Annotated in this window: 21 protein-coding genes and 1 tRNA gene; 14 read left to right on the forward strand and 8 right to left on the reverse strand. The window is 65.0% G+C overall.

Features of this window, described 5'->3' with window-relative positions; all coding sequences use genetic code 11:
• The first annotated feature begins 32 nt into the window (after positions 1-32).
• The gene (locus tag ACRQ5Q_RS06645) at positions 33-1,304 is read left to right on the forward strand and encodes a toll/interleukin-1 receptor domain-containing protein (RefSeq protein ID WP_439396587.1); all 1,272 of its coding nucleotides are present in this window, start codon (positions 33-35) and stop codon (positions 1,302-1,304) included.
• Positions 1,305-1,399: 95 nt separating this feature from the next.
• Here the strand turns inward: ACRQ5Q_RS06645 and ACRQ5Q_RS06650 are convergent.
• The 3 genes from ACRQ5Q_RS06650 to ACRQ5Q_RS06660 form a co-directional block, all read right to left on the reverse strand.
• Positions 1,400-1,474, reverse strand: a tRNA-Val gene (locus ACRQ5Q_RS06650).
• Between the two features lie 147 nt (positions 1,475-1,621).
• The gene (locus ACRQ5Q_RS06655) at positions 1,622-2,920 is read right to left on the reverse strand and encodes a hypothetical protein (protein WP_439373495.1); all 1,299 of its coding nucleotides are present in this window, start codon (positions 2,918-2,920) and stop codon (positions 1,622-1,624) included.
• A 115-nt stretch (positions 2,921-3,035) separates the two neighbouring features.
• Positions 3,036-3,641 (reverse strand): DUF1134 domain-containing protein, encoded by a 606-nt coding sequence (locus ACRQ5Q_RS06660; protein ID WP_439373496.1) that lies wholly within the window; start codon positions 3,639-3,641, stop codon positions 3,036-3,038.
• Positions 3,642-3,779: 138 nt separating this feature from the next.
• Here ACRQ5Q_RS06660 and ACRQ5Q_RS06665 point away from each other — a divergent pair, with 138 nt between their 5' ends.
• A complete protein-coding gene (locus ACRQ5Q_RS06665) occupies positions 3,780-4,265 on the forward strand; it encodes a YHS domain-containing (seleno)protein (protein ID WP_439396589.1) in 486 nt (161 codons plus the stop codon).
• Here the strand turns inward: ACRQ5Q_RS06665 and ACRQ5Q_RS06670 are convergent.
• Positions 4,259-5,086 (reverse strand): 3'(2'),5'-bisphosphate nucleotidase CysQ family protein, encoded by an 828-nt coding sequence (locus tag ACRQ5Q_RS06670; protein WP_439396591.1) that lies wholly within the window; start codon positions 5,084-5,086, stop codon positions 4,259-4,261. The genes ACRQ5Q_RS06665 and ACRQ5Q_RS06670 overlap by 7 nt on opposite strands.
• 184 nt (positions 5,087-5,270) lie before the next feature.
• On the opposite strand from ACRQ5Q_RS06670, the gene chpT reads away from it, so the two are divergent.
• From chpT to ACRQ5Q_RS06705, 7 genes are all read left to right on the forward strand, one after another.
• Positions 5,271-5,924 (forward strand): histidine phosphotransferase ChpT, encoded by a 654-nt coding sequence (gene chpT, locus ACRQ5Q_RS06675; RefSeq protein ID WP_439373500.1) that lies wholly within the window; start codon positions 5,271-5,273, stop codon positions 5,922-5,924.
• A 196-nt stretch (positions 5,925-6,120) separates the two neighbouring features.
• Positions 6,121-8,910, forward strand: a complete 2,790-nt coding sequence (locus ACRQ5Q_RS06680; protein WP_439396593.1) for a hybrid sensor histidine kinase/response regulator — start codon at positions 6,121-6,123, stop codon at positions 8,908-8,910.
• Positions 8,911-8,934: 24 nt separating this feature from the next.
• A complete protein-coding gene (locus ACRQ5Q_RS06685; RefSeq protein WP_439373501.1) occupies positions 8,935-9,405 on the forward strand; it encodes a chemotaxis protein CheW in 471 nt (156 codons plus the stop codon).
• A 72-nt stretch (positions 9,406-9,477) separates the two neighbouring features.
• Complete coding sequence (locus ACRQ5Q_RS06690) at positions 9,478-9,843, forward strand: response regulator (protein ID WP_439373502.1); 366 nt, start codon at positions 9,478-9,480, stop codon at positions 9,841-9,843.
• Positions 9,844-9,918: 75 nt separating this feature from the next.
• Positions 9,919-11,115, forward strand: coding sequence for a protein-glutamate methylesterase/protein-glutamine glutaminase (locus ACRQ5Q_RS06695; protein WP_439396595.1), 1,197 nt, complete (start codon positions 9,919-9,921; stop codon positions 11,113-11,115).
• Complete coding sequence (locus ACRQ5Q_RS06700; RefSeq protein ID WP_439373504.1) at positions 11,112-11,984, forward strand: CheR family methyltransferase; 873 nt, start codon at positions 11,112-11,114, stop codon at positions 11,982-11,984. Before ACRQ5Q_RS06695 ends, ACRQ5Q_RS06700 begins: the two co-directional genes overlap by 4 nt.
• Before the next feature lie 269 nt (positions 11,985-12,253).
• A complete protein-coding gene (locus tag ACRQ5Q_RS06705) occupies positions 12,254-12,724 on the forward strand; it encodes a hypothetical protein (RefSeq protein ID WP_439396597.1) in 471 nt (156 codons plus the stop codon).
• 56 nt (positions 12,725-12,780) lie between these two features.
• Here ACRQ5Q_RS06705 and ACRQ5Q_RS06710 read toward each other — a convergent pair whose 3' ends face one another.
• The 4 genes from ACRQ5Q_RS06710 to ctrA all read right to left on the reverse strand — a co-directional run bounded on the left by ACRQ5Q_RS06710 (position 12,781) and on the right by ctrA (position 15,862).
• Complete coding sequence (locus ACRQ5Q_RS06710; RefSeq protein ID WP_439396599.1) at positions 12,781-13,941, reverse strand: glutathionylspermidine synthase family protein; 1,161 nt, start codon at positions 13,939-13,941, stop codon at positions 12,781-12,783.
• A gap of 3 nt (positions 13,942-13,944) precedes the next feature.
• A complete protein-coding gene (locus ACRQ5Q_RS06715) occupies positions 13,945-14,346 on the reverse strand; it encodes a hypothetical protein (protein WP_439373506.1) in 402 nt (133 codons plus the stop codon).
• A 1-nt stretch (position 14,347) separates the two neighbouring features.
• On the reverse strand, positions 14,348-14,752 hold the full coding sequence (locus ACRQ5Q_RS06720) for a DUF350 domain-containing protein (RefSeq protein WP_439373507.1): 405 nt from the start codon (positions 14,750-14,752) through the stop codon (positions 14,348-14,350).
• A 408-nt stretch (positions 14,753-15,160) separates the two neighbouring features.
• Positions 15,161-15,862 carry a response regulator transcription factor CtrA gene (ctrA, locus tag ACRQ5Q_RS06725; protein ID WP_008138878.1) on the reverse strand — a complete coding sequence of 234 codons (702 nt, stop codon included), beginning with the start codon at positions 15,860-15,862 and terminating at the stop codon, positions 15,161-15,163.
• A gap of 443 nt (positions 15,863-16,305) precedes the next feature.
• Here ctrA and fliI point away from each other — a divergent pair, with 443 nt between their 5' ends.
• The 5 genes from fliI (at position 16,306) to ACRQ5Q_RS06750 (ending at position 21,364) form a co-directional block, all read left to right on the forward strand.
• Positions 16,306-17,631 (forward strand): flagellar protein export ATPase FliI, encoded by a 1,326-nt coding sequence (gene fliI / locus ACRQ5Q_RS06730; protein ID WP_439396600.1) that lies wholly within the window; start codon positions 16,306-16,308, stop codon positions 17,629-17,631.
• A 121-nt stretch (positions 17,632-17,752) separates the two neighbouring features.
• The gene (gene fliJ, locus ACRQ5Q_RS06735; protein WP_011084990.1) at positions 17,753-18,172 is read left to right on the forward strand and encodes a flagellar export protein FliJ; all 420 of its coding nucleotides are present in this window, start codon (positions 17,753-17,755) and stop codon (positions 18,170-18,172) included.
• A 316-nt stretch (positions 18,173-18,488) separates the two neighbouring features.
• A complete protein-coding gene (locus ACRQ5Q_RS06740) occupies positions 18,489-19,034 on the forward strand; it encodes a sigma-70 family RNA polymerase sigma factor (RefSeq protein WP_439373509.1) in 546 nt (181 codons plus the stop codon).
• 74 nt (positions 19,035-19,108) lie between these two features.
• Positions 19,109-20,167 (forward strand): anti-sigma factor, encoded by a 1,059-nt coding sequence (locus tag ACRQ5Q_RS06745; protein ID WP_439396602.1) that lies wholly within the window; start codon positions 19,109-19,111, stop codon positions 20,165-20,167.
• Positions 20,168-20,404: 237 nt separating this feature from the next.
• Positions 20,405-21,364: an AraC family transcriptional regulator gene (locus ACRQ5Q_RS06750; RefSeq protein ID WP_439373511.1), complete on the forward strand. Its 960-nt coding sequence runs from the start codon at positions 20,405-20,407 to the stop codon at positions 21,362-21,364.
• The last annotated feature ends 46 nt before the right edge of the window (positions 21,365-21,410 follow it).

The raw sequence follows: 21,410 nt of genomic DNA on the forward strand, positions 1-21,410 counted from the left end.
GGCCTAAAGGTCAAAGCTTCCTCGAAGGCAATATGTCAGCTCCCAAGGTCTTCATTTCGTATTCTCACGACACACCCGAACACAAAGACTGGGTGCGACGCCTAGCAATTCATCTTCGAGAGCGGGGCATCGACGCCGTTCTAGATCAGTGGGATCTGTCCCCTGGTCAGGACCTCGCCACGTTCATGGCCGGAGGCATTCGCAGCGCTGACAGGGTCTTGTTGATTTGCACGGATCAGTACGTTGCAAAAGCTGACGCAGGTAGCGGCGGTGTCGGCTACGAACGACTCATTGTTACAGCGGAGGTCGTTGGGTCAATCGACACAGTGAAATTCATTCCGGTTGTCCGGAACAATTCCGGAGCTTCTAAGGTCCCCCATTTCCTTGGGCCGCGCGTGTACGTCGATTTCGCGGACGACAAAGCATACGACGCAAAGCTGGAAGAGCTCGCTAGAGAAATTTGGGGCGCACCGGCGCTGATCAAGCCATCTCTCGGAGAGAATCCTTTTAAGGGAGCAGTTGTCGAAGCTTCTGAGCCTGTACGCGTAGTTGGCCCAAGTGGAGCGACCGCGTCCGGAGTTCCCATCTTGAGCGACGAATGGTTTCAAGCGCAGGAAGCGACTGCTTCGACTGGCCTCGCCCGCCTTAAGAACGACTTACGAGGAGCGATGGAACTGCGTTTCGCCCTTCATGGTGGGTTGAACAAAACGCAAATCGAGCTGCTCAACGCGGTCCGCGTATCTGAGATCAAGACCTTTGGTTGGCCAATCGGAGTTCTCTTGGAGAACCGACCAGAATACAGGCCACGTCCTTTCGGCGATGGCATCAGAGCCGAAATCGCGATCGATGACGGGCGCATGTCGTATGATTATTGGGCGGTGCGCAAAAGCGGCGACTTCTATTTGCTACAGAGCTTTTTTGAAGACAGCAGGGAACGAGGATTCCTGTTCTTCAACACGCGAATTGTCCGCGTGACAGAGGCGCTCATGTTCGCCAGTCGGCTTTACGCTGAGTTGGGCGCGACAGCTGATGCGAAGATCAGCGTTCGGGTTACGCATACAGGACTATCCGGCCGCACATTGAAACCTGCGTCTGCAAATCGCCTGATGCACAGCGAGCCTAGAGCACATGCGCCGACGTCTGAAACGGAGACCGTCATCGCTCTCGGAGACATTCTCCCCAATTTGGTCGATGAGGTGCAGCGCATCTGCGCCCCCATGTTCATGTTGTTTGACTTTCAGGAGTTCAGCCCGGAGATCTATGAAGACATCGTGCGCCGGTTCGAGAAGGGTGAGGCGAGCTAACCGTTAGCGCACGGAGATTGCCGCTTCCCGGGCGCTTCCCCGAAAAACGGTGTCAAAGTGACCTTCGCGTAACCGATTGTTTTCGTGAAATGAAATGGTGGGCGCACAAGGGATCGAACCTTGGACCTCTCCCGTGTGAAGGGAACGCTCTCCCGCTGAGCTATGCGCCCGGGACCATCATGCAGGCGGCCGGACTTTCGGCCGGCCGACGCATCGGAGCCCGCGATTTAGAAGTGCGGGCTCGAGGTGTCAAGTTTCCAGGCGCCATGGACCCCGAAAACCTTGCCTCGGCCAGAGAAACCGGCCTTTTCGGCCGCTTACGCGCCTTGCTGGCGGGCGCGGGAGGCGTGGGCCTGCAGCGCGCGGATGCGTTCGGCCAGCGTGCCGCCGCCCTCGGGCAGGGTCGGTGCGGCCGCGCCGCTGGTCGCGGCGTCGTTGGCCGGGCGCGGTGCCGGCTTCGGCGGCTGGCCGGCTTCGGCCGCGAGCAGCGCCTCGATCGGCGAGTTCGGGCCTTCGAGCTGCATCGCGAGCTTCGCCACTTCGGCGGCGATGTCGTTGATGCGTTCGCGCAGCAGCGCGTTCTCCATCCGCTCGGTCGCCCAGGAGCTTTCCGCCTGCTGCTGGATCGCGTTGATGTCGCGCTGGAGTTTTGCGCGCTCGTCGCGCGCGGAGCGGAGCTGCTCCTCCAGCGCGGTCTTTTCCGCGCGCAGCATCTCGAACGCGGCCGATGATTTGCCGCCGCTCAAGGCCGCGATCTCGACGCGCAACTCCTTGACGGTACGCTCGGAGGTCTCATTGGCCTGGCGGAGCTGGTTGTTCTCGTAGTCGCGCTCGGCGAGCAGCTTGCCCTGGGTTGCGAGGCGGCCCTCGAGGTCGGCGACGCGCGCCGACAGCATCTCGGCTTCCTTGACCTGCACGATCAGCTGGCGATCGAGCTCGGTGACGCGCTGGCTCAGGTTCTCGACGCGGCCGCGGGCATCGCCGAGCTCACGCGAGGCGGTCTCGGATTCGGTGCGCTCCTGCGCGAGGCGCGCTTGCGTAGCGGCGAATTCCTTCTCGGCATCGCCGACGCGGTTCTTCAGCTCCTCGATCTGCGCCCGCACCGTGACCAGCTCGACCTGGCGGCTCTCCGCCATCATCGAGCGGTCGGACAGTTCGGAATTGATCTTGGCGAGCTCGTGCCGCTTGTCGGTCAGCGCATTCTCGGCAGCGCGCAAGCTTTCGGTCTTGGCGGCGAACTCCTCCTCGGTGGCGCGGAGCTGCTCCTTCATCGCCTTCTCGCGCGCTTCGAGTGCGAAGATCGTGGCGTTCTTCTCGCCCAGCTCGATCTTCATGCGGTTGATGGCATCGCTCTTCTTGCCAAGCTCGGCGAGCTGGCTCGTGGTCTTGTTCTTGAGCTGCTCGACGCTCATCTCGAGCCGTCGCGCCGACATGGCAAATTCGGCGCGGAGCTGGTCCTTGTCGGCCTGGATCTCGGCCATCGACAGCGGGGTGGCCGCCTCGAGCCGGCGCGTGGTCAGGCGCACCGCGCGGTTATGCACCAGCGGCACGATGGCAAGCCCGCACAACATCGCCAGCAGGAAACCGATCGCCAGGTACATGATCGGTTCGACCATGGGCCAGAACTCCGAAGCTTAAGGAAAAACACCAACGACAATGCATGCGGCGCCAGCAAAAAGCCAGCCCCGGCGCTGTCGTTAACCTTGATCCCTCACAGGATGGGGAGGAGTCCTAGAACGGGTTCCAGGTCGCGCGCGGCGTGTATTTGAGGTAGCCGATATTGGCGCCCAGCCGCAGGCCGAGGCCCGAACGGATCGGCACCAGCACGATGTTGTTGGCCGTGAGCGCCGTCATGCCGAAGCCGCCGATGATATAGGCCGAGCCGTCGATCCCGGCGAAGCGCTGGTAGATCGCATTGGTGGCGGGCAGGTTGTAGACCAGCGTCATGGTGCGCGCGCCGTCGCCGCCCCAGTCGAAGCCGAGCGAGGGACCCTGCCAATAGACGCGGAGGTCGCCGGCGTTCTTGGTGTAGAGCGTGCCTTCGCCGTAGCGCAGGCCGGCGACGAAAGCGCCGGAGCCTTCCTCACCCAGGATGTAGCCGTTCGGCAGGCCCCATTGGCTGACCGCCTTCTCGATGATCGAGGCGAGCCCGCGCGAGACGTTGCCGAAGAAGCGATGGCCGGCCGTCACGAGCTCGTCCGGCCCAAAGGTGTTGGGCGTCGGGGTACGCTGCGGCGGCGGCAGATTGGGCGCCGGGGCCTGCTGGGCCGAGGCCGGCGCGAGCCAGCCGACCATCGCGGCAAGCGCGAGCGCAGCAAGGCGTGATGCGAAAGTCATAAAAGAACCCCTGGTATCGAATCCGTCGCTTCCTTAACCTGACGCCAATAGGCACGGCCCTAGGTTGCGCCGGATGTCCCCTCGACTCGGATGTTATCCGCAGCAACTATGACGGCACAACGGCAGGAAGATAGCCCTTTGCGCCCCGGAATTGCCTTGATCGGCCGTCTCCTCGGCCTGCTGGTGGGCATTTGGATCGCCTGCCCGGGATTGCCGGTCCGGGCTGCCACCACCGAGCGGATCGTCGTCAACCGGTTCAGCGGCGTCGCCATCGAGGGTTTCGACCCCGTCGGCTATTTCGTTGATGGCGCCGCCGAGCAGGGCACGGCCGAGTTCGAGGCCAACCTCTGGGGCGCAGTCTGGCGCTTCCGGAACGAGGGCAACCGGGCCTCCTTCCTGACCCATCCCGAGGTCTACGGTCCGCAGTTCGGCGGCTATGACCCCGCCGATATCGCCCGCGGCGTCACCATTGCCGGCAACCCCCGCTTCTTCGCAGTCGTCGCGCAGCGGCTATATTTGTTCAGCCGGGAAGCCAATCGCGATGCCTTCGCCGCCGATCCGGAACGCTTTCTCTATGAGGTCGGCAAGCGCTGGCCGGCGCTTCAGGAGCAGCTCAGTCAATAGCGAGCTACCGCCTGCGGGTCGCCCCAGGCGATGAACTCCCGGATGATGAAGCCGGTGTCGCTTCGCTGGCCGAAGCCGAGCTCTCCGCCCTTGCCATCGGTCACCCTGCCGCCCGCTGCGGTCACGACCGCGCAGCCGGCCCCGACGTCCCATTCCGAGGTCGGCCCGAACCGGGGATAAATGTCGGCGCTGCCCTCCGCAATCCGGCCGAATTTTACGGCCGAGCCACAGGTCTTTCTCAGCGCGTTGGGCCTGTTGTCGATGAACGCTTCGCTTTTGGGATCGCCATGCGACCGGCTCACCGCTGCGACCCACGGCGCGCCCGGCGCCGGCAGCTTGCGGGTGTGGATCGGCTCGGCGGCGCCGATGCTCGCGCCGTCGAATCTCACGCGCTCGGCGCCGCGGCCGACGATGCCGCGCCAGAGCAGCCCGAGCGCGGGTGCGCTGACGATGCCGAGCAAGGGAACACCCCGGGTCACCAGCGCGAGATTGACAGTGAACTCATCGCGGCCGGCGACGAACTCCTTGGTGCCGTCGAGCGGATCGATCAGGAAGAAACTGCCCTGGAACGGCGGCGCGGCGAGCTGGGTCCGCTCTTCCGAGAGCGTCGGGACGTCGCCTGCAAGCTGGGCCAGGCCCTCGGCGATGATGCGGTCGGCAGCAAGGTCGGCTTCAGTCACCGGCGAGCCGTCCTGCTTGCCGTCGACCCGCATCGCCGCGCGGTTCACGGCGAGGATCGCTTCGCCCGCCTTCACCACTAGCGCGGTGAGCGGCTCCATCAATCCGGACGCGGCCTCGGCCTCGATGATCCTCACCTGCATGCCTCATTCATCGGCAAGTCTTGCCTTCTCAGTTGATTCGCCCGCCCTGTTATGGCCGCTTCGAACCTATCGCAAGCTAGCTGCCACAGGCTGGCGAATGTTAGAACCCGCAGCATCCGTCAAGCATGCGTGATTCGCGGCGCCTGGCGCCGTGCAATTGCAGGAACCCTCCAGGACCCATTATATGTCTGACGCCTCGTCGCCCGCGACCGCTACTGCTCCCGATATGCTCGAACTCGCCGCGCTGCTGTGCTCGCGGGTCTGTCACGATCTCATCAGCCCCGTCGGCGCCATCGTCAACGGGCTCGAAGTGCTCGACGACGATCCCAAGCCGGAGGACCGCGAGTTCGCGCTCGACCTGATTCGCAAGAGCGCCAAGACCGCCTCCGCCCGGCTCCAGTTCTGCCGTCTCGCCTTCGGTGCCGCCGGCTCTTCCGGCGCCCAGATCGACCTCGGCGATGCCCAGACCATGGCGAAGGGCCACATCGAGGACGGCAAGTGCTCGATCACGTGGAATCTGCCGCGGCTCCTGCTGCCGAAGAATCGCGTCAAGCTGCTGCTCAACATGCTGGTCGTGGCCCAGCACACCATCCCGCGCGGCGGCCTGCTGACGGTCGATCCGATCGGCGAGGGCGAGACGATGAGCTTCCGCATCACGGCGACCGGACACAATGCGCGCCTGCCGCAGAACATCTCGGACCTCCTGAGCGGCGAGCGGGGACCTGCCGCCGATGCGCACGCGATCCAGCCTTATTATACACGGCTGCTCGCGCAGGCCTGCGGCCTCACCGTGACGCTCAAGCCGGAGGGCGAAGCGATCATCGTTACCGCTTCGTAAACGCGCAACTCGCGCTCAGAGATTAATCGGATCTTTACGAGGCGCTTCGGCTTGTCCGGAGCGCCTTATCTCTTTGTTGGTTCCGTTCTTTTCCACATACTCAACCAATATTAAACGCTTTGCGGTGAAGCTGGCCCCATTCGGAAAATGGCGCATCACGTCTCGTACGCGCCCTCCTGTATGAAGGCCTGTTTTCATGGATGATCTGTTGCGGGAGTTTTTGACGGAGACCAGCGAGAGCCTGGACACCGTCGACAATCAGCTGGTGAAGTTCGAGCAGGAGCCGAACAACGCCAAGATCCTGGATAACATCTTCCGCCTGGTCCACACCATCAAGGGCACGTGCGGCTTCCTCGGCCTGCCCAGGCTCGAAGCGCTGGCGCATGCCGGCGAGACCTTGATGGGCAAATTCCGCGACGGCATGCCGGTGACCGCCGAAGCGGTGACGGTGATCCTGTCCTCGATCGACCGCATCAAGGAGATTCTGGCCGGCCTCGAGGCGACCGAAGCCGAGCCGGAGGGTACCGACCGCGACCTCATCGACAAGCTGGAAGCGATGGTCGAGCAGGGCATGGCGGCCATGTCAGGCTCGGCGCAGCCGATGCCGGCCGCCGCGGCCGCTCCCGTCGTCGAGGCGCCGCCGCTGGCGCCGGAGGCCCCCATTGCCGCGCCGGCCAAAGCGATGACCACGGGCTCGCTGGTCGAGCAGACCCTGGAGCGCCCCTTGCGTCCCGGCGAGGTCTCGCTCGACGAGCTCGAGCGCGCCTTCCGCGAGACCGCGATTGAAGCCCCGGTCCCCGCGCCCGCCGCGCCGGCGCCGGTCGCCGCGGCCCCTGCCGCGAAGCAAGCTGCAAAGCCCGCCGCCAAGGAGAAGGCCGCGCCGAAGAAGTCGATGGCCGACGAGACCGCGAGCGAGGGCGACCGCGTCGCCAACCAGTCGATCCGCGTCAACGTGGATACGCTGGAGCATCTGATGACCATGGTCTCCGAGCTGGTGCTGACCCGCAACCAGCTGCTGGAGATCTCCCGCCGCAACGAGGACACCGAGTTCAAGGTGCCCTTGCAGCGCCTCTCCAACGTCACCGCCGAGCTGCAGGAGGGCGTCATGAAGACGCGCATGCAGCCGATCGGCAATGCCTGGCAGAAGCTGCCCCGCATCGTCCGCGACCTCTCGAGCGAACTCGGCAAGCAGATCGAGCTGGAGATGCACGGCGCCGACACCGAGCTCGACCGCCAGGTGCTCGATTTGATCAAGGACCCGCTCACCCACATGGTGCGCAACTCCGCCGATCATGGCCTCGAGACCCCCGCCGAGCGCCTGGCGAGCGGTAAGGGCGAGCAGGGCACCATTCGCCTCTCCGCCTATCACGAGGGCGGCCACATCATCATCTGCATCGCCGACAACGGAAGAGGCCTCAACACCGAGAAGATCAAGGCCAAGGCGCTCTCGTCAGGTCTCGTCACCGAGGCTGAGCTGGAGAAGATGTCGGAAGCCCAGATCCACAAGTTCATCTTCGCCCCGGGCTTCTCGACCGCGGCCGCCATCACCTCGGTGTCCGGCCGCGGCGTCGGCATGGACGTGGTGCGCACCAATATCGACCAGATCGGCGGCACCATCGACATCAAGAGCGTGGCGGGCGAAGGCTCCTCCGTCACCATCAAGATCCCGCTGACGCTCGCCATCGTCTCGGCGCTGATCGTCGAGGCCGCCGGCGACCGCTTCGCCATCCCGCAGCTCTCGGTGGTCGAGCTGGTCCGTGCCCGCGCCAACAGCGAGCACCGCATCGAGCGCATCAAGGACACCGCGGTGCTGCGCCTGCGCAACAAGCTGCTGCCGCTGATCCACCTCAAGAAGCTCCTGAAGATCGACGACGGCGCGGCCTCCGATCCCGAGAACGGCTTCATCGTGGTCACGCAAGTCGGCAGCCAGACTTTCGGCATCGTCGTCGACGGCGTGTTCCATACCGAAGAAATCGTCGTGAAGCCGATGTCCACAAAACTCCGTCACATCGACATGTTCTCCGGCAACACCATTCTGGGCGATGGCGCGGTGATCATGATCATCGACCCCAACGGCATTGCCAAAGCGCTCGGCGCCGCCGGCTCCTCGGCCCATGACATGGGCGACGAGAACGGCGCGCACCACATCGGCTCGGGCGAGCAGACCACCTCGCTCCTCGTCTTCCGCGCCGGCTCCTCGCAGCCCAAGGCGGTCCCGCTCGGCCTCGTCACGCGCCTCGAAGAGCTGCCGGCCGACAAGATCGAGTTCAGCAACGGCCGCTACATGGTGCAGTACCGCGAGCAGCTGATGCCGCTGGTGGCCATGGAAGGGGTCACCATTGCGAGCCAGGGTGCCCAGCCGATCCTGGTGTTCGCCGACGACGGCCGCTCCATGGGCCTCGTGGTCGACGAGATCATCGACATCGTCGAGGAGCGCCTCAACATCGAGGTCGGCGGCTCCAGCCCGGGCATTCTCGGCTCGGCCGTGATCAAGGCCCAGGCCACCGAAGTGATCGACGTCGGCCACTTCCTGCCGATGGCGTTCGCCGACTGGTTCACCCGCAAGGAGATGAAGCCGTCGATGCATTCGCAGTCGGTGCTCCTGGTCGACGACTCGGCCTTCTTCCGCAACATGCTGGCGCCGGTGCTCAAAGCGGCCGGCTACCGCGTCCGCACCGCGCCGACCGCGCAGGAGGGCCTGGCGGCGCTGCGCGCCCAGAGCTTCGACGTGATCCTGACCGACATCGAGATGCCGGACATGAACGGGTTCGAGTTTGCGGAAGTTATCCGCTCCGACAACAACCTCGCCGCGACGCCGATCATCGGCCTCTCGGCGCTGGTGTCGCCGGCGGCGATCGAGCGCGGCCGGCAGGCCGGCTTCCACGATTACGTCGCCAAGTTCGACCGCCCCGGTCTGATCGCGGCGCTGAAGGAGCAGACCGCGGGCGCCGCCGGCGCCTCGGAGCTGAGCCGTGCGGCGGCCTAACCAGCGGGATCAGGAGATACGCTTATGAGCAGCAAGACCCAGTCCGGCGGAGGCGCCATGGTCGAATACGTCACCGCGATGATCGGCGGCCAGCTGTTCGGCCTGCCGATCTCCCGGGTCCAGGACGTGTTCATGCCCGAGCGCGTCACCCGCGTGCCGCTGTCCTCGCGCGAGATCGCCGGCGTCCTCAATCTGCGCGGCCGCATCGTCACCGTGGTCGACATGCGCTCGCGTCTCGGCCTGCCCAGGGACGAGGACGGCAAGACCCCGATGGCGGTCGGCGTCGATCTGCGCGGCGAATCCTATGGCCTGCTGATCGACCAGATCGGCGAGGTGCTGCGCCTGCCCGAGGACGGCAAGGAAGAGAACCCCGTCAATCTCGATCCCCGCATGGCCAAGCTCGCCGGCGGTGTCCACCGCCTCGACGGTCAGCTCATGGTCGTGCTCGACGTCGATCGCGTCCTCGAGCTCGCGCCGGAGATGATGGCGGCCTGATACGGCGGCATTGCCGCCGACGGACTTGCAATCGGAAGTGTCCCCGCGAGGGGACAGGAAGCAGAGGTTCACATGCGAACTTGTCTCGTCGTTGATGATTCCAGCGTCATCCGCAAGGTCGCGCGCCGGATCCTGGAGGGCCTCGACTTTCAGATCCTCGAAGCCGAGGACGGCGAGAAGGCGCTGGAGGTCTGCAAGCGCGGACTGCCCGACGCGGTGCTGCTCGACTGGAACATGCCGGTCATGGATGGCTACGAGTTCCTCGGCCATCTCCGCCGCATGCCCGGCGGCGACCAGCCCAAGGTGGTGTTCTGCACCACCGAGAACGACGTCGCGCACATCGCACGTGCGCTGCACGCCGGCGCCAACGAGTACATCATGAAGCCGTTCGACAAGGACATCGTGACGGCGAAGTTCCAGGAAGTGGGACTTATCTGAGCAAACCCCCGGAGGCTGAACGGACCCTTCGGAGATTGTTTTCAACTGAACCGTTTCAGTCTGAGTTGGTGAGTAATGAGTGTTGCGTTCGCAGGTAATTCGACCCCGGGCACGTCGCGCGAAGCCGGGCCGCTGCGGGTGATGATCGTCGACGACTCCGTCGTCATCCGCGGTCTGATCTCGCGCTGGATCGGCGCCGAGCACGACATGGAGGTCGCAGCTTCCTTGCGCACCGGGCTCGAGGCGGTCAACCAGCTCGAACGTATCAACCCCGACGTCGCCGTGCTCGACATCGAAATGCCCGAGCTCGACGGCCTCTCGGCGCTGCCGAGATTGCTGGCGAAGAAGCGCGATCTCGTCATCATCATGGCCTCGACGCTGACCCGCCGCAACGCGGAGATCAGCTTCAAGGCGCTGTCGCTCGGCGCGGCCGACTACATTCCGAAGCCGGAATCGACCCGCGAGGCATCGGCTGCCGACACGTTTCATCACGACCTGATCCAGAAGATCCGCCATCTCGGAGCGCGGCTGCGCCGCAAGCCTGCGGTCGCGAGCCCGCCGCTCGCGCCGGCGAGCCCGGCCCCGGCTGCGCGCGCACCGGCCATCGCTCCCCGGCCTGCCGCGCCTGCTCCGGCCTTGCATGCCCCGTCGTCGGGGGCGCTGTCGACGCGTCCGTTCTCGACCCAGGCACCGAAGGTGCTGCTGATCGGCTCCTCGACCGGCGGTCCGCAGGCGCTCATGGCGCTCGTCGCCGAGCTGGGGCCCGTCATCGATCGCTTCCCGGTGCTGATCACCCAGCACATGCCGCCGACCTTCACCACCATTCTGGCCGAGCATCTGGCGCGTTCGAGCCGCCGCCCGGCGGCCGAGGCGGTTGACGGCGAGCCGGTGAAGCCGGGACGCATCTACCTCGCGCCAGGCGGCAAGCACATGCGCCTCGCGCGTAGCGGCGTAGACACGGTGATCGCGCTCGACGACGGCCCCGCCGTCAACTTCTGCAAGCCCGCGGTCGATCCGCTCTTCACTTCCGCCGTCGACGTCTGGCACGGCGCCATCCTCTCGGTGATCCTGACGGGCATGGGCTCGGACGGCATGCGCGGCGGCAAGGACATCGTTGCGGCCGGCGGCAGCGTGATCGCGCAGGACGAAGCCTCCAGCGTGGTCTGGGGCATGCCGGGTGCGGCGGCCAACGCCGGCATCTGCGCGGCGATCCTGCCGCTCAACCAGATCGGCGCCAAGGTCAACCGCCTGTTCGCGGGAGACCGCGCGTGACCCCGACGGACTACGATTATCTGCGCAAGTTCCTGAAGGAGCGCTCGGGTCTCGATCTGTCGCCCGACAAGCAATATCTGGTCGAGAGCCGGCTGCTGCCGCTCGCGCGCAAGGCAAGTCTGTCAGGCATCCCCGATCTCGTGCTGAAGATCAGGAACGGCGACGGCCGGCTTGCGACCGATGTGGTCGAAGCCATGACCACCAACGAGACCTTCTTCTACCGCGACAAGATCCCGTTCGATCATCTGCGCGAAACGATTTTGCCGGGCCTGATCCAGGCGCGCGCGGCGCGCAAGAGCTTGCGCATCTGGTCGGCGGCCTCGTCGACGGGGCAGGAGCCCTATTCGATCGCGATGTGCGTGAAGGAGATGGGCGCGGCCCTCGCCGGCTGGCGCATCGAGATCGTCGCCACCGATCTGTCGCAGGAGGTGCTGGAGAAATCCAGGGCTGGCGTCTACAGCCAGTTCGAGGTGCAGCGCGGCCTGCCGATCCAGCACCTGATGAAATACTTCACGCAAGTCGGCGAGCTCTGGCAGCTCAACGCCGACATTCGCGCCATGGTGCAGTTCCGTCAGCTCAATCTGCTGCAGGACTTGTCCCATCTCGGAACGTTCGACGTGATCTTCTGCCGCAACGTGCTGATCTATTTCGATCAGGACACCAAGGCGGTGATATTCGAGCGCATGGCAAAGGTGATGGAGGCCGACGGCACGCTGCTGCTCGGGGCTGCCGAATCCGTCGTCGGCATCACTGACGTGTTCCGTCCCATCACCGAACGACGCGGCCTGTATCAGCTCAACCCGGCACGCTCCGGCCGGGCGATGGGCGGGCTGATGCCGCAGCCGCTGAAGGTTGCCGCGGCGAGGTGAACTGGCCGAACGGCGGGCGCTCGGCGAGAGCGCCATCGTTGTGGACGATCGGCAAAATCCGAGGAGATGTCTTCCGTCATCGTGCGCGACTCTGCACGAGCATTTGAGCGCTCGCGAATTACTCCGCTACCGCGCAACAGAGATTGCGCCGCGATGTAGCATGATCGCGGCGCTGATGAGCATTTGAAGGTTGTGCTATGCTGCCGATGATCCCGCTCAACCCAGGCGGGATTCCATTCCATCATGAACGAATTTGAGGAGGGCATACCATGCGAATGTCTTGTGCCTCGTGCTTTTTATTGATCGCGATGTCGTTGTCGGCGACTGCTCGCGCCGGCGAGCAAGTGCTCGAATTCAAGCTCGTCACGAAGCCAGTGGACGTCAAGGTCACCGAGGTCGCGAATGTCGAAGGTCAGATGGTCATGTCCGGCAAGATGTTCGGCGTTGCCTTCTTCAAGGACGGCCGCATTGCCGTGAAGGACTTCGTCAATTCCTCCGACTTGCTCAAGGGCTCAGGACCAATGTTCGGCTACAGTACCTACACGTTCGACGACGGCTCTTCGATCACGGCGCGCTATACCGGCGCGGTGAAGGACGGAAAGGCAAAGGGCGAATATACGATCCTGTCGGGCACCGGGACGTACGCAAACGCGACGGGCACAGGCGGCTTCGAGGGCGTGCAAAGCGGGTTCAAGGGCGCGGGCCTGTATGACGGAAGATTTATCGTCAAGACACCTTAGGTGTGCACCCGAACCTTCGCGCTCGCGTCCCTCGCCAATAAGGCCGCGAGCGCATTTCACAAAATTGCATGCGGCAGAAACCGCGAGCCGTTGCCCGTGATCGGGCTTTCGTCCTCGCGGATCGAGAGGCCGCACGGCTCGTGATTGACCAGCCAGCTTCCGATCACCGGATAGATGCCGGAAAAGTTCGGCAGCGGTGCCAACGCCTGTCGTATGAAACCTTCAGCGCCATAGGGGCCCGCCTGCTCGTCGAGCGGAGTGCCACCCGATACCAGCGTGACATTGGCGCCTTCGCGCGACAGCAGCGGCTTGCGGACATACGATGTTCCGAGCTCCGCCGCCCGCGCGTCGTCCTCGAAGAAGGCCGGCAGCAGATTGGGGTGGTTCGGAAACATCTCCCAGAGCAGCGGCAGGATGCCCTTGTTGGACAGCACCGCCTTCCATGGCGGCTCGATCCAGCGCGTCGGGGCCTCTTTCAGCTTTGCGCCGAAGGCGTCCTGGAACATCCATTCCCAGGGATAGAGCTTGAAAGCGAGCGCGATGTCGGCTTCGTCGAGATCGACGAAGCCGCCGCCCTCGTCGCGCCAGCCGACCTGTTCGATGTCGAGCAGCGTGGTCGAGAGCCCGGCTTGGCGCGCGGTGTCTTCGAGATAGGCTAGCGTGCCGGCGTCCTCGTCGTTGCCGGTGGCGCCGGTGAGATGCAGGTGACGGCCGGCGGCGATCGCTTTCCATGCTTCGATCAAGCGCTCGTGGATCGAATTGAACTGATCGGCGCGCGAGGGAATGATGCCGCGTTCGATCGCCTGTTCGAGCCAGGTCCATTGAAAGACGGCGGTCTCGAAGATCGAGGTCGGCGTATCCGCGTTGTATTCGAGCAGCTTTGCCGGCGACTTGCCGTCGTATTTCAGGTCGAGCCGGCCATACAGGCTGCGGTCGCCGCGCTTCCAGCTCTCGGCGATGAAGTCCCAGTACGCCTCCGGAATCTTGAGACGCCGCAGCTGCCGCTCATCGCCGATCACGCGGGCGGCAAGCTCGAGGCACATCGCGTCGATCTCGCCGGTCGGCGTCTCGATGCCGCGCTCGATCTCGTCGAGCGTGAGGGCGTAATAGGCGCGCTCGTCCCAATAGCGGTCGCCGCCGATGGTGTGGAAGACGAAGCCGCATTGCGCTGCGGTCTCCCGCCAGTCGTCCCGCTCGAGACAGGTGATGCGTTGCATGGATCAGCCGCCGCCCGAAAAACCATGACCGAACGCGCCGAAGCCGCCGCGGCTCACGCTGCTGTGGCCGGAGTCGGACGACGTGCTTGACGAGGAATGACTGGAGGAATCGCTGTTGTAGAAGCTCGATCGCGACGAGGAGCCCGAGCCGCCGCTGCCGCCTGACGAGTTGCTGCTGCTACTGGTGCACGTTGTGACTGTTTGCCCCGGCACGGCGCCCGGCGGGGGCTCGCAGGTCTGCCGCGGCATCAGCGTGTAGGCGGTGGTGCCGACCGCGATCGTGCCCATCACGAGCAGCGCCACATGTCCGGAGCGCTTCACCGGCTCCCTCGGCGGCAGCGGCAGGTCCGCCGGCAAGCGCGGCCGGCGCCTGCCAAACTCCTTGGTGGTGGGTTTGTCGGCCATGTCAGTAAATCATGCAGGAGGCGTTGAGGAGGCCCGCCGCAAGCGAGGACAGCCCGAGCCAGATGGCGGGCGCAAGCTCGCCAGCGGCGATCCGCGCCGACAGGTTCGGCACCGGCACCTTGACGAGAAAGAACACGATGACCTGCACGATCAGCGCGATCATCGCCCAGATCAGGCAGTCCAGCACATTGGCCGAATGCGCGATGGCGCTGACCAGCGGCGCCACGAAGCCAAGCAGGCTGAGGCCAAGCGCGATCGCGGCGGCCGGCTCGTCGTCGCGGATCAGCTGGAACTCGTTGTAGGGGGTGATGCGGGTATAGACGAACAGATACGCCACGATCGCAATCAGCCCGGTGCAGAAATAGACCAGGAAGGCGGGCAGGCCGGCGAGTGATTGCAGGATCATCGTTCCCCCATCGTGCAGCGACCATTCGTCGACGGGAAGAGTGTAGCGGTTCAAAAGTTAAGAGAGGGGAGGTTGTAGCCACGGGCTCTGCGGCGCATCCTTCGAGACGCCCGCCTCCGGCGGGCCCTCGAGGATGAGGGCGCGGTGCGTGGCAGCAGTTTCGACGAGCGCCGATGCCGCTGAGCCCCATCTTGAGGAGCTCGCTGGAAGCGGTCGTCTCGAAGGACGAGGCGCGCCCTCAAGCCGCGCAAGATGCCGTAAAACGGGGCTCTCTCGATGCGGAGACAGCCTCACCCCGGCCCTCTCCCGCAAGCGGGAGAGGGTACCCAAAAAACGAAAACCCCGCCATTGCGGCGGGGTCCAGGCTGGGAGGAGCAAGCCCCGGGGCTTGCGACCTAAAGGCTAGGATCAGGCGGGGATGCGCTCTTCGTGCTCGTGCGGCTCGCGCAGCACGTAGCCGCGGCCCCACACGGTCTCGATGAAGTTGCGGCCTTCGGAGGCGTTGGCGAGCTTCTTGCGGAGCTTGCAGATGAAGACGTCGATGATCTTCAGCTCCGGCTCGTCCATGCCGCCATAGAGGTGGTTGAGGAACATTTCCTTGGTGAGGGTCGTGCCCTTGCGGAGCGAGAGGAGCTCCAGCATCTGGTATTCCTTGCCGGTCAGATGCACGCGCTGGCCGCCGACTTCCACCGTCTTGGTGTCGAGGTTGACGACGAGGTCGCCGGTCTGGATGACCGACTGGGCATGGCCCTTGGAGCGGCGCACGATCGCGTGGATGCGGGCCACCAGTTCGTCCTTGTGGAAGGGCTTGGTCATGTAGTCGTCGGCGCCGACGCCGAGACCCTTGACCTTGTCCTCGATGCCGGCGAGGCCGGAGAGGATCAGGATCGGTGTCTTGATCTTGGAGACCCGGAGCTGCTTGAGCACGTCGTAACCGGACATGTCGGGCAGGTTGAGGTCGAGGAGAATAATGTCGTAATCGTAAAGTTTACCGAGATCGACGCCTTCTTCCCCCAAATCGGTCGTGTAGACGTTGAAGCTCTCAGACTTCAGCATCAGCTCGATCGACTGCGCGACGGCGCTGTCATCTTCAATCAGCAAAACGCGCATGCCAGTTCCCCATAGTCGCCGCTCCCGGGCGTCAGGTCGGCCGCATTCGCGGCACTCAACAAAACGCCTTTGAACAACTGATTCGGATCCTGACAACAGATGGTTAACAAACTCTGATTCTGGAACGCAAGTCCCCCCGGTGCAATTTTTGCCGAATCGCCCTAAGGTCTTGCGCAGGAAGCAGCTTTCGTCACCCCGATCCGTTCAAGCTCCACTTTAAGAGACGGGCCTAACCGACTCCCGCGACTCAGCCTTCTTCTGAAGGGGAGTCACGCTCAGTCACAAAGACAGTGACGCAATGATTAATGATGCGGGTAAACACGGAGTTAAGCGCCGTTCAGAAATATGGCGAAACTTAAGGGTTTCACAGTGAACGCCCGGACATGCCAGCGATCACCTCATAAAGGCCCTCTTGCGAAGGCGCGTTGCATGAAGGCCCTCGTATGAAAGCTCTAGCCGAACAGATCGGCGACATCGACGGCGTCAACATCTATGGGCGCGTGGTCGGCGTGCGCGGCCTGATGGTCGAGGTGGCAGGTCCCATCCATGCGATGTCGGTGGGTGCGCGGCTCGTGATCGAAACCGGGGCCAACCGTTCCATTCCCTGCGAGGTGATCGGCTTCTCCGGCAACAACGCCGTGGTGATGCCGTTCGCCGGGCTCGACGGCGTGCGCCGCGGCTGCAAGGCGGTCATCGCCAATACGGCCAACCAGGTGCGGCCCTGTGCGGCCTGGCTCGGCCGCGTCGTCAATGCGCTGGGCGAGCCGATCGACGGCAAGGGGCCGCTGCCGCAGGGGTCCTCGCCGATGCCGTTCCGCAATACCCCACCGCCGGCGCATTCGCGCAAGCGCGTAGGTAGCCCGCTCGATCTCGGCGTGCGCGCGATGAACACGTTTCTGACCTGCTGCCGCGGCCAGCGAATGGGCATTTTCGCGGGCTCCGGCGTCGGCAAGTCGGTGCTGCTGTCGATGCTCGCACGCAACGTCGATGCCGCCGTCAGCGTCATCGGGCTGATCGGCGAACGCGGCCGCGAGGTGCAGGAATTCCTGCAGGACGATCTCGGCGAGGAGGGCCTCGCACGTTCGGTCGTCGTGGTCGCGACCTCGGACGAGCCGGCGCTGATGCGCCGCCAGGCGGCGTATCTGACGCTCGCGGTCGCCGAGTATTTCCGCGACGAGGATCAGGACGTGCTCTGCCTGATGGACTCGGTAACGCGCTTTGCCATGGCCCAGCGCGAGATCGGCCTGTCCGCCGGCGAGCCGCCGACCGCCAAAGGCTACACGCCGACCGTCTTCACCGAGCTGCCGAAGCTGTTGGAGCGAGCAGGGCCTGGCCTCGGCGAGGGCGCGATCACCGCGATCTTCACGGTGCTGGTCGACGGCGACGACCACAACGAGCCGATCGCGGATGCCGTCCGCGGCATTCTCGACGGCCACATCGTGATGCAGCGCTCGATCGCCGAGCGCGGCCGCTACCCCGCCATCAACATCCTCAAGTCCGTCTCCCGCACCATGCCGAAATCGGCCGATCCACAGTTCTGGCCGGTCATCCAGAAGGCGCGGGCGGTGATGGCGACCTATGCCGACATGGAGGAATTGATCCGGCTTGGCGCCTACCGGGCCGGCTCCAGCCCCGAGGTCGACGAGGCGATCCGCCTGCACGAGCCGCTGGAAGCGTTCCTGCGGCAGCGCAAGGACGAAAATGCCTCACTGGCGGAGGGCTATCGCCAGTTGGCGCAAATCCTCGGCAATTTGGAAACGGAACGCTAACTTTGTCGGTCCATCATCCGATCCCACAGAGTAGCAGAGCCGGTCTTGGCCCTCACGGGGCCTGTGGGGAGACCGGTGCCGTCCCACGTGCAGCTAGGGGACTTCTGGGGAGTACGAGTCGATGAAGTCACGTGATACCCTCATCCGCCTGAAGAAGTTCCAGGTCGACGAGAAGCGCCGCCGGGTCACCCAGATCGAGACCATGATCGCCGATTTCCAGCGGATGTCGGTCGATCTCGAACGCGAGATCCAGACCGAGCAGGAGCGTGCCGGGATCAACGATCCCTCGCACTTCGCCTATCCGACCTACGCCAAGGCCGCGATCCAGCGCCGCGAAAACCTGACCCGCTCGGCCGACGAGCTGAAGGGACAGCTCGACGAAGCCAAGGCCGCGCTGGCCGAGGCCTTCGAGGAGCTGAAGAAGGTCGAGCTCCTCGACGAGCGCGACCAGGCCCGCGAACGCGCCGAGGAGAACGCCCGCGAGCAGGCCGACCTCGACAGCATCGGCCTGATGCGCGCCCGCATCGGCGCCGTCGCCTGACGCGCCAGCCGCAAACCTGCCGAGAATTTGCCAAGCCCGGACCCGCAAGGTCCGGGTTTTCGTATGGGCTTTCCACAGCGTGGCGCCACGCCCCTTGGTGGTCGGCTTTGCCGCGCGCTATGGTAGCGGGAATGAATGCTGTGCCAGCGACGGCGGTGCCCGCCTCTCTCTTGGGAGAGGTCGGCGCGGAGCGCCGGGTGAGGGGTGACGGTCTCCCGTCAGTCCTGCGCCCCCTCACCCGATTTGCTGCGCAAATCGACCTCTCCCCGTCGGGGAGAGGTGAAGGGATGCGACGGGCCGCGTTGCAGGGGGCTGAATGCTGACGCCAGCAGAGCTGGTCGGGCTGATCGAGGCGGTCGCCAGGGGCGATCAGGCCGCGTTCGAGCGCCTCTACGTCGCCACGCGCGCGAAACTTTATGGCGTCGTTCTCCGTATCTTGCGTCGGCAGGATCTCGCGGAGGAGGTCATTCAGGAGACCTACGTCAAGATCTGGAACGGCGCTGGTCAGTTCGATCCGGCGCTCTCATCGCCGATCACGTGGATGGCGTCGATCGCGCGCAACCGTGCGATCGACATCGTACGCAAGAAGTCGGAAGCCTCCATCGAGGAAGAGCCCCAGGCGATGGAAGTTGCCGCCGAGAGCCCCGATCCGCTGGCGCGCCGCGAGATGACCGAGGAGCTGAAGCGGCTATTGGAATGCATCGGCCGGCTCGAGCCGGACCGTCAGAAGCTCGTGCTGCTCGCCTACTACAACGGCTGGAGCCGCGAGCAATTGGCGGAGAAATTTGCAGCGCCCGTCAACACGGTGAAGACGTGGCTGCGGCGCAGCATGCTGGATATCCGGGAGTGCCTCGGACTTTAGAGGATGATGAGAGTGTTTATGCTGACGCAGCGTTCTCGCTTCACCTCTTCCGCAGGGAGAGGTGAAGGAATGTGATGGCCTACACGGAGGACCATATCGCGCTCGCCGCGGAATATGCGCTCGGCACGCTCGACGCCGACGAGCGCGCGCAGGTCGAGACCATGATGGCGGTGGACAAGGCGTTCGCCGAAATCGTGCAGTCCTGGTCCTATCGGCTCGGTGTCCTCAACCAGATGGTCGGCACGATCGAGCCGCGCCCGATCGTGTGGGAGAACATCAGGGCCGAACTCGCGCGGACGGGCTTTGCACAGGAGCAGCCCGCGCCGGCCGAAGCCGCGCCGCCTCCCGCGCCTGCGCCGGAACCGTCCCCGTTTGACGCTGTGTTGCCGCCACCCTCGGACAGCGCGCCGCCGGCCGAGCCGCAGCCTTCCGCAGCGGAGTCGCCGGAAGCGGCGCGACCGGCTTCCGATACGCTGTCCGACGTCACGCCGATCTTCATGCCGCGGGTCCATGCGCCGGATCCGGACGTGGTGCATGAGCCGCGGGCGCCGGTCGCGGACAACAGCAATGTGATCCGGCTCGTGGGCCGTGTGAAGCGCTGGCGCACCATCGCGTCTGCCGTCGGTGCGCTCGCGGCCGCGCTGCTGGTGACGCTGTCGCTCCAGATCTTCCAGCCCGACGCGCTGCCGGGCGCGTTGCGTCCGGCGCCGCGCATCCGGACTGTGGAGGTGAAGACGCCGGCACCGCTCGCCGCGTCCGCGCAATACGTCGCGCTGCTGCAGGGCCAGGGCGGCGGTCCGGCCTTCATCCTCACCATCGACGGCGCGACGCGGAATTTCACCGTGCGCAAGGTCGGCGCGACGCCCGAGCCCGGCAAGAGTTTCGAACTCTGGCTGATCTCCGACAAGCTGCCGCGCCCGCGCTCGCTCGGCGTGATCGGCCAAGGCGAGTTCACCGCGCGTCCGCTGCTCGCCGGCTACGACGCCGACCTCGTCAACGACGCCACCTATGCCGTCACCATCGAGCAGGCCGGCGGCTCGCCCAACGGCCAGCCGACCTCCGCGCCGGTGTTCACCGGCAAGTTGATCGAGACCGTGCCGCCGGCGCAGCCGCAGGCGCCCGCGAAGAAGTAGGGGCTGCCGTAGCCCGGATAAGCGAAGCAATATCCGGAGAAAGTGCTCCCGCATGTCGCTTCGCTCATGCAGGCTACAAGAACGTTCCTGTCGCCCCCGTCCACCCCACCGTCGCATTTCGACAAGCCGGGCCAAATCCCATGCCGGTTTGAACCTCCCGGCAATTCGCCGCGTCAAATCCCCGGAATTTGCAGTCGGCGCGGCCGATCATTGTGCCGAAGAGGGGCGGGACATCAGATGGATGCAGCGAAAACGCCGGGCATCTTCATTCACCGATATGCAGGCCTGCCGCACGGTCCGGCCTTCGAGCATTGGCGCGACAGGGCCGTTGGGGCCTGCGGCCTCGACATCGGGCCGAGCCAGGGCGACAGCATCGATTGCCGGCTCCAGATCAGCGTGGTCGACAATATCGTGCTCGCCATTCCCGAAGGCGCCTCCGCGCAATATTCGCGCAGCCAGAGCCACCTCGCCGACGGCAGCGACGATCTCGTCCTGATCGCGGCACATGCGGGCCTCGTTCGCGTCGGGCAGAACGGCCATACCGTCGAGCTTGCGCCCGCGCAGATGCTGCTCGTCGACATGGGCATCACCGGCACCGTCGGCCACACCAATGAGGATCGTTTCACCAGCATCCGCATGCCGCGCCGCGCGCTGCTGGACATCAATCCGCGCGCCGAGGAGAAGCTCTCGCAGGTGCTGTCCGACGGCGCGATTGCCGAGACCATCTTCCGCTATCATGCGCTCGCCGCCAACCACGCGCCGCATCTCGACGCCGTCGGCCAGCGCCTGACCGCGCAGCACATGGTCGATCTCGTCGGTCTGCTGCTCGGCACCGATGCCGAGCACGCAAGCCTTGCGCACGGCCGCGGGCACGCGGCGTCCCGCCTCGACCTGATGCGGGCCGACGTGATGGCCGCGCTCGGTCGCAACGATCTCTGTTTGGCTGACGTCGCGAAGCGCTCGGGGCTCAGCCCGCGTCAGGCACAGCGCCTATTCGAGCAGGCCGGCACGACCTTCACCGAGTTCGTGCTGGAGCAGCGCCTCTTGCTGGCGCGAAAGCAGCTCAGTGATCCCCGTGCGCGGGCGCGCAAGATCAGCGACATCGCGCATTCCTCGGGTTTCTCCGACCTGTCCTATTTCAATCGCGCCTTCCGCAAGCGCTTCGGCGCGACGCCGTCGGAACTGCGCCAGGCGTGAGCGCAGCGGCCCAGCGGCGCCGCTGTTGCCGATGCCGACGAATGAG

The sequence above is a fragment of the Bradyrhizobium sp. PMVTL-01 genome, assembly GCF_051861855.1.
GTDB lineage: Bacteria > Pseudomonadota > Alphaproteobacteria > Rhizobiales > Xanthobacteraceae > Bradyrhizobium.

Excerpts from the sequence above, each read along its gene's own strand:
- ACRQ5Q_RS06645 (WP_439396587.1), top strand. The coding sequence starts at position 33 with ATGTCAGCTCCCAAGGTCTTCATTTCGTATTCTCACGACACACCCGAA.
- ACRQ5Q_RS06655 (WP_439373495.1), bottom strand. The coding sequence starts at position 2,920 with ATGGTCGAACCGATCATGTACCTGGCGATCGGTTTCCTGCTGGCGATG.
- ACRQ5Q_RS06660 (WP_439373496.1), bottom strand. The coding sequence starts at position 3,641 with ATGACTTTCGCATCACGCCTTGCTGCGCTCGCGCTTGCCGCGATGGTC.
- ACRQ5Q_RS06670 (WP_439396591.1), bottom strand. The coding sequence starts at position 5,086 with ATGCAGGTGAGGATCATCGAGGCCGAGGCCGCGTCCGGATTGATGGAG.
- chpT (WP_439373500.1), top strand. The coding sequence starts at position 5,271 with ATGTCTGACGCCTCGTCGCCCGCGACCGCTACTGCTCCCGATATGCTC.
- ACRQ5Q_RS06680 (WP_439396593.1), top strand. The coding sequence starts at position 6,121 with ATGGATGATCTGTTGCGGGAGTTTTTGACGGAGACCAGCGAGAGCCTG.
- ACRQ5Q_RS06685 (WP_439373501.1), top strand. The coding sequence starts at position 8,935 with ATGAGCAGCAAGACCCAGTCCGGCGGAGGCGCCATGGTCGAATACGTC.
- ACRQ5Q_RS06690 (WP_439373502.1), top strand. The coding sequence starts at position 9,478 with ATGCGAACTTGTCTCGTCGTTGATGATTCCAGCGTCATCCGCAAGGTC.
- ACRQ5Q_RS06695 (WP_439396595.1), top strand. The coding sequence starts at position 9,919 with ATGAGTGTTGCGTTCGCAGGTAATTCGACCCCGGGCACGTCGCGCGAA.
- ACRQ5Q_RS06705 (WP_439396597.1), top strand. The coding sequence starts at position 12,254 with ATGCGAATGTCTTGTGCCTCGTGCTTTTTATTGATCGCGATGTCGTTG.
- ACRQ5Q_RS06710 (WP_439396599.1), bottom strand. The coding sequence starts at position 13,941 with ATGCAACGCATCACCTGTCTCGAGCGGGACGACTGGCGGGAGACCGCA.
- ACRQ5Q_RS06715 (WP_439373506.1), bottom strand. The coding sequence starts at position 14,346 with ATGGCCGACAAACCCACCACCAAGGAGTTTGGCAGGCGCCGGCCGCGC.
- ACRQ5Q_RS06720 (WP_439373507.1), bottom strand. The coding sequence starts at position 14,752 with ATGATCCTGCAATCACTCGCCGGCCTGCCCGCCTTCCTGGTCTATTTC.
- ctrA (WP_008138878.1), bottom strand. The coding sequence starts at position 15,862 with ATGCGCGTTTTGCTGATTGAAGATGACAGCGCCGTCGCGCAGTCGATC.
- fliI (WP_439396600.1), top strand. The coding sequence starts at position 16,306 with ATGAAAGCTCTAGCCGAACAGATCGGCGACATCGACGGCGTCAACATC.
- fliJ (WP_011084990.1), top strand. The coding sequence starts at position 17,753 with ATGAAGTCACGTGATACCCTCATCCGCCTGAAGAAGTTCCAGGTCGAC.
- ACRQ5Q_RS06740 (WP_439373509.1), top strand. The coding sequence starts at position 18,489 with ATGCTGACGCCAGCAGAGCTGGTCGGGCTGATCGAGGCGGTCGCCAGG.
- ACRQ5Q_RS06745 (WP_439396602.1), top strand. The coding sequence starts at position 19,109 with ATGGCCTACACGGAGGACCATATCGCGCTCGCCGCGGAATATGCGCTC.
- ACRQ5Q_RS06750 (WP_439373511.1), top strand. The coding sequence starts at position 20,405 with ATGGATGCAGCGAAAACGCCGGGCATCTTCATTCACCGATATGCAGGC.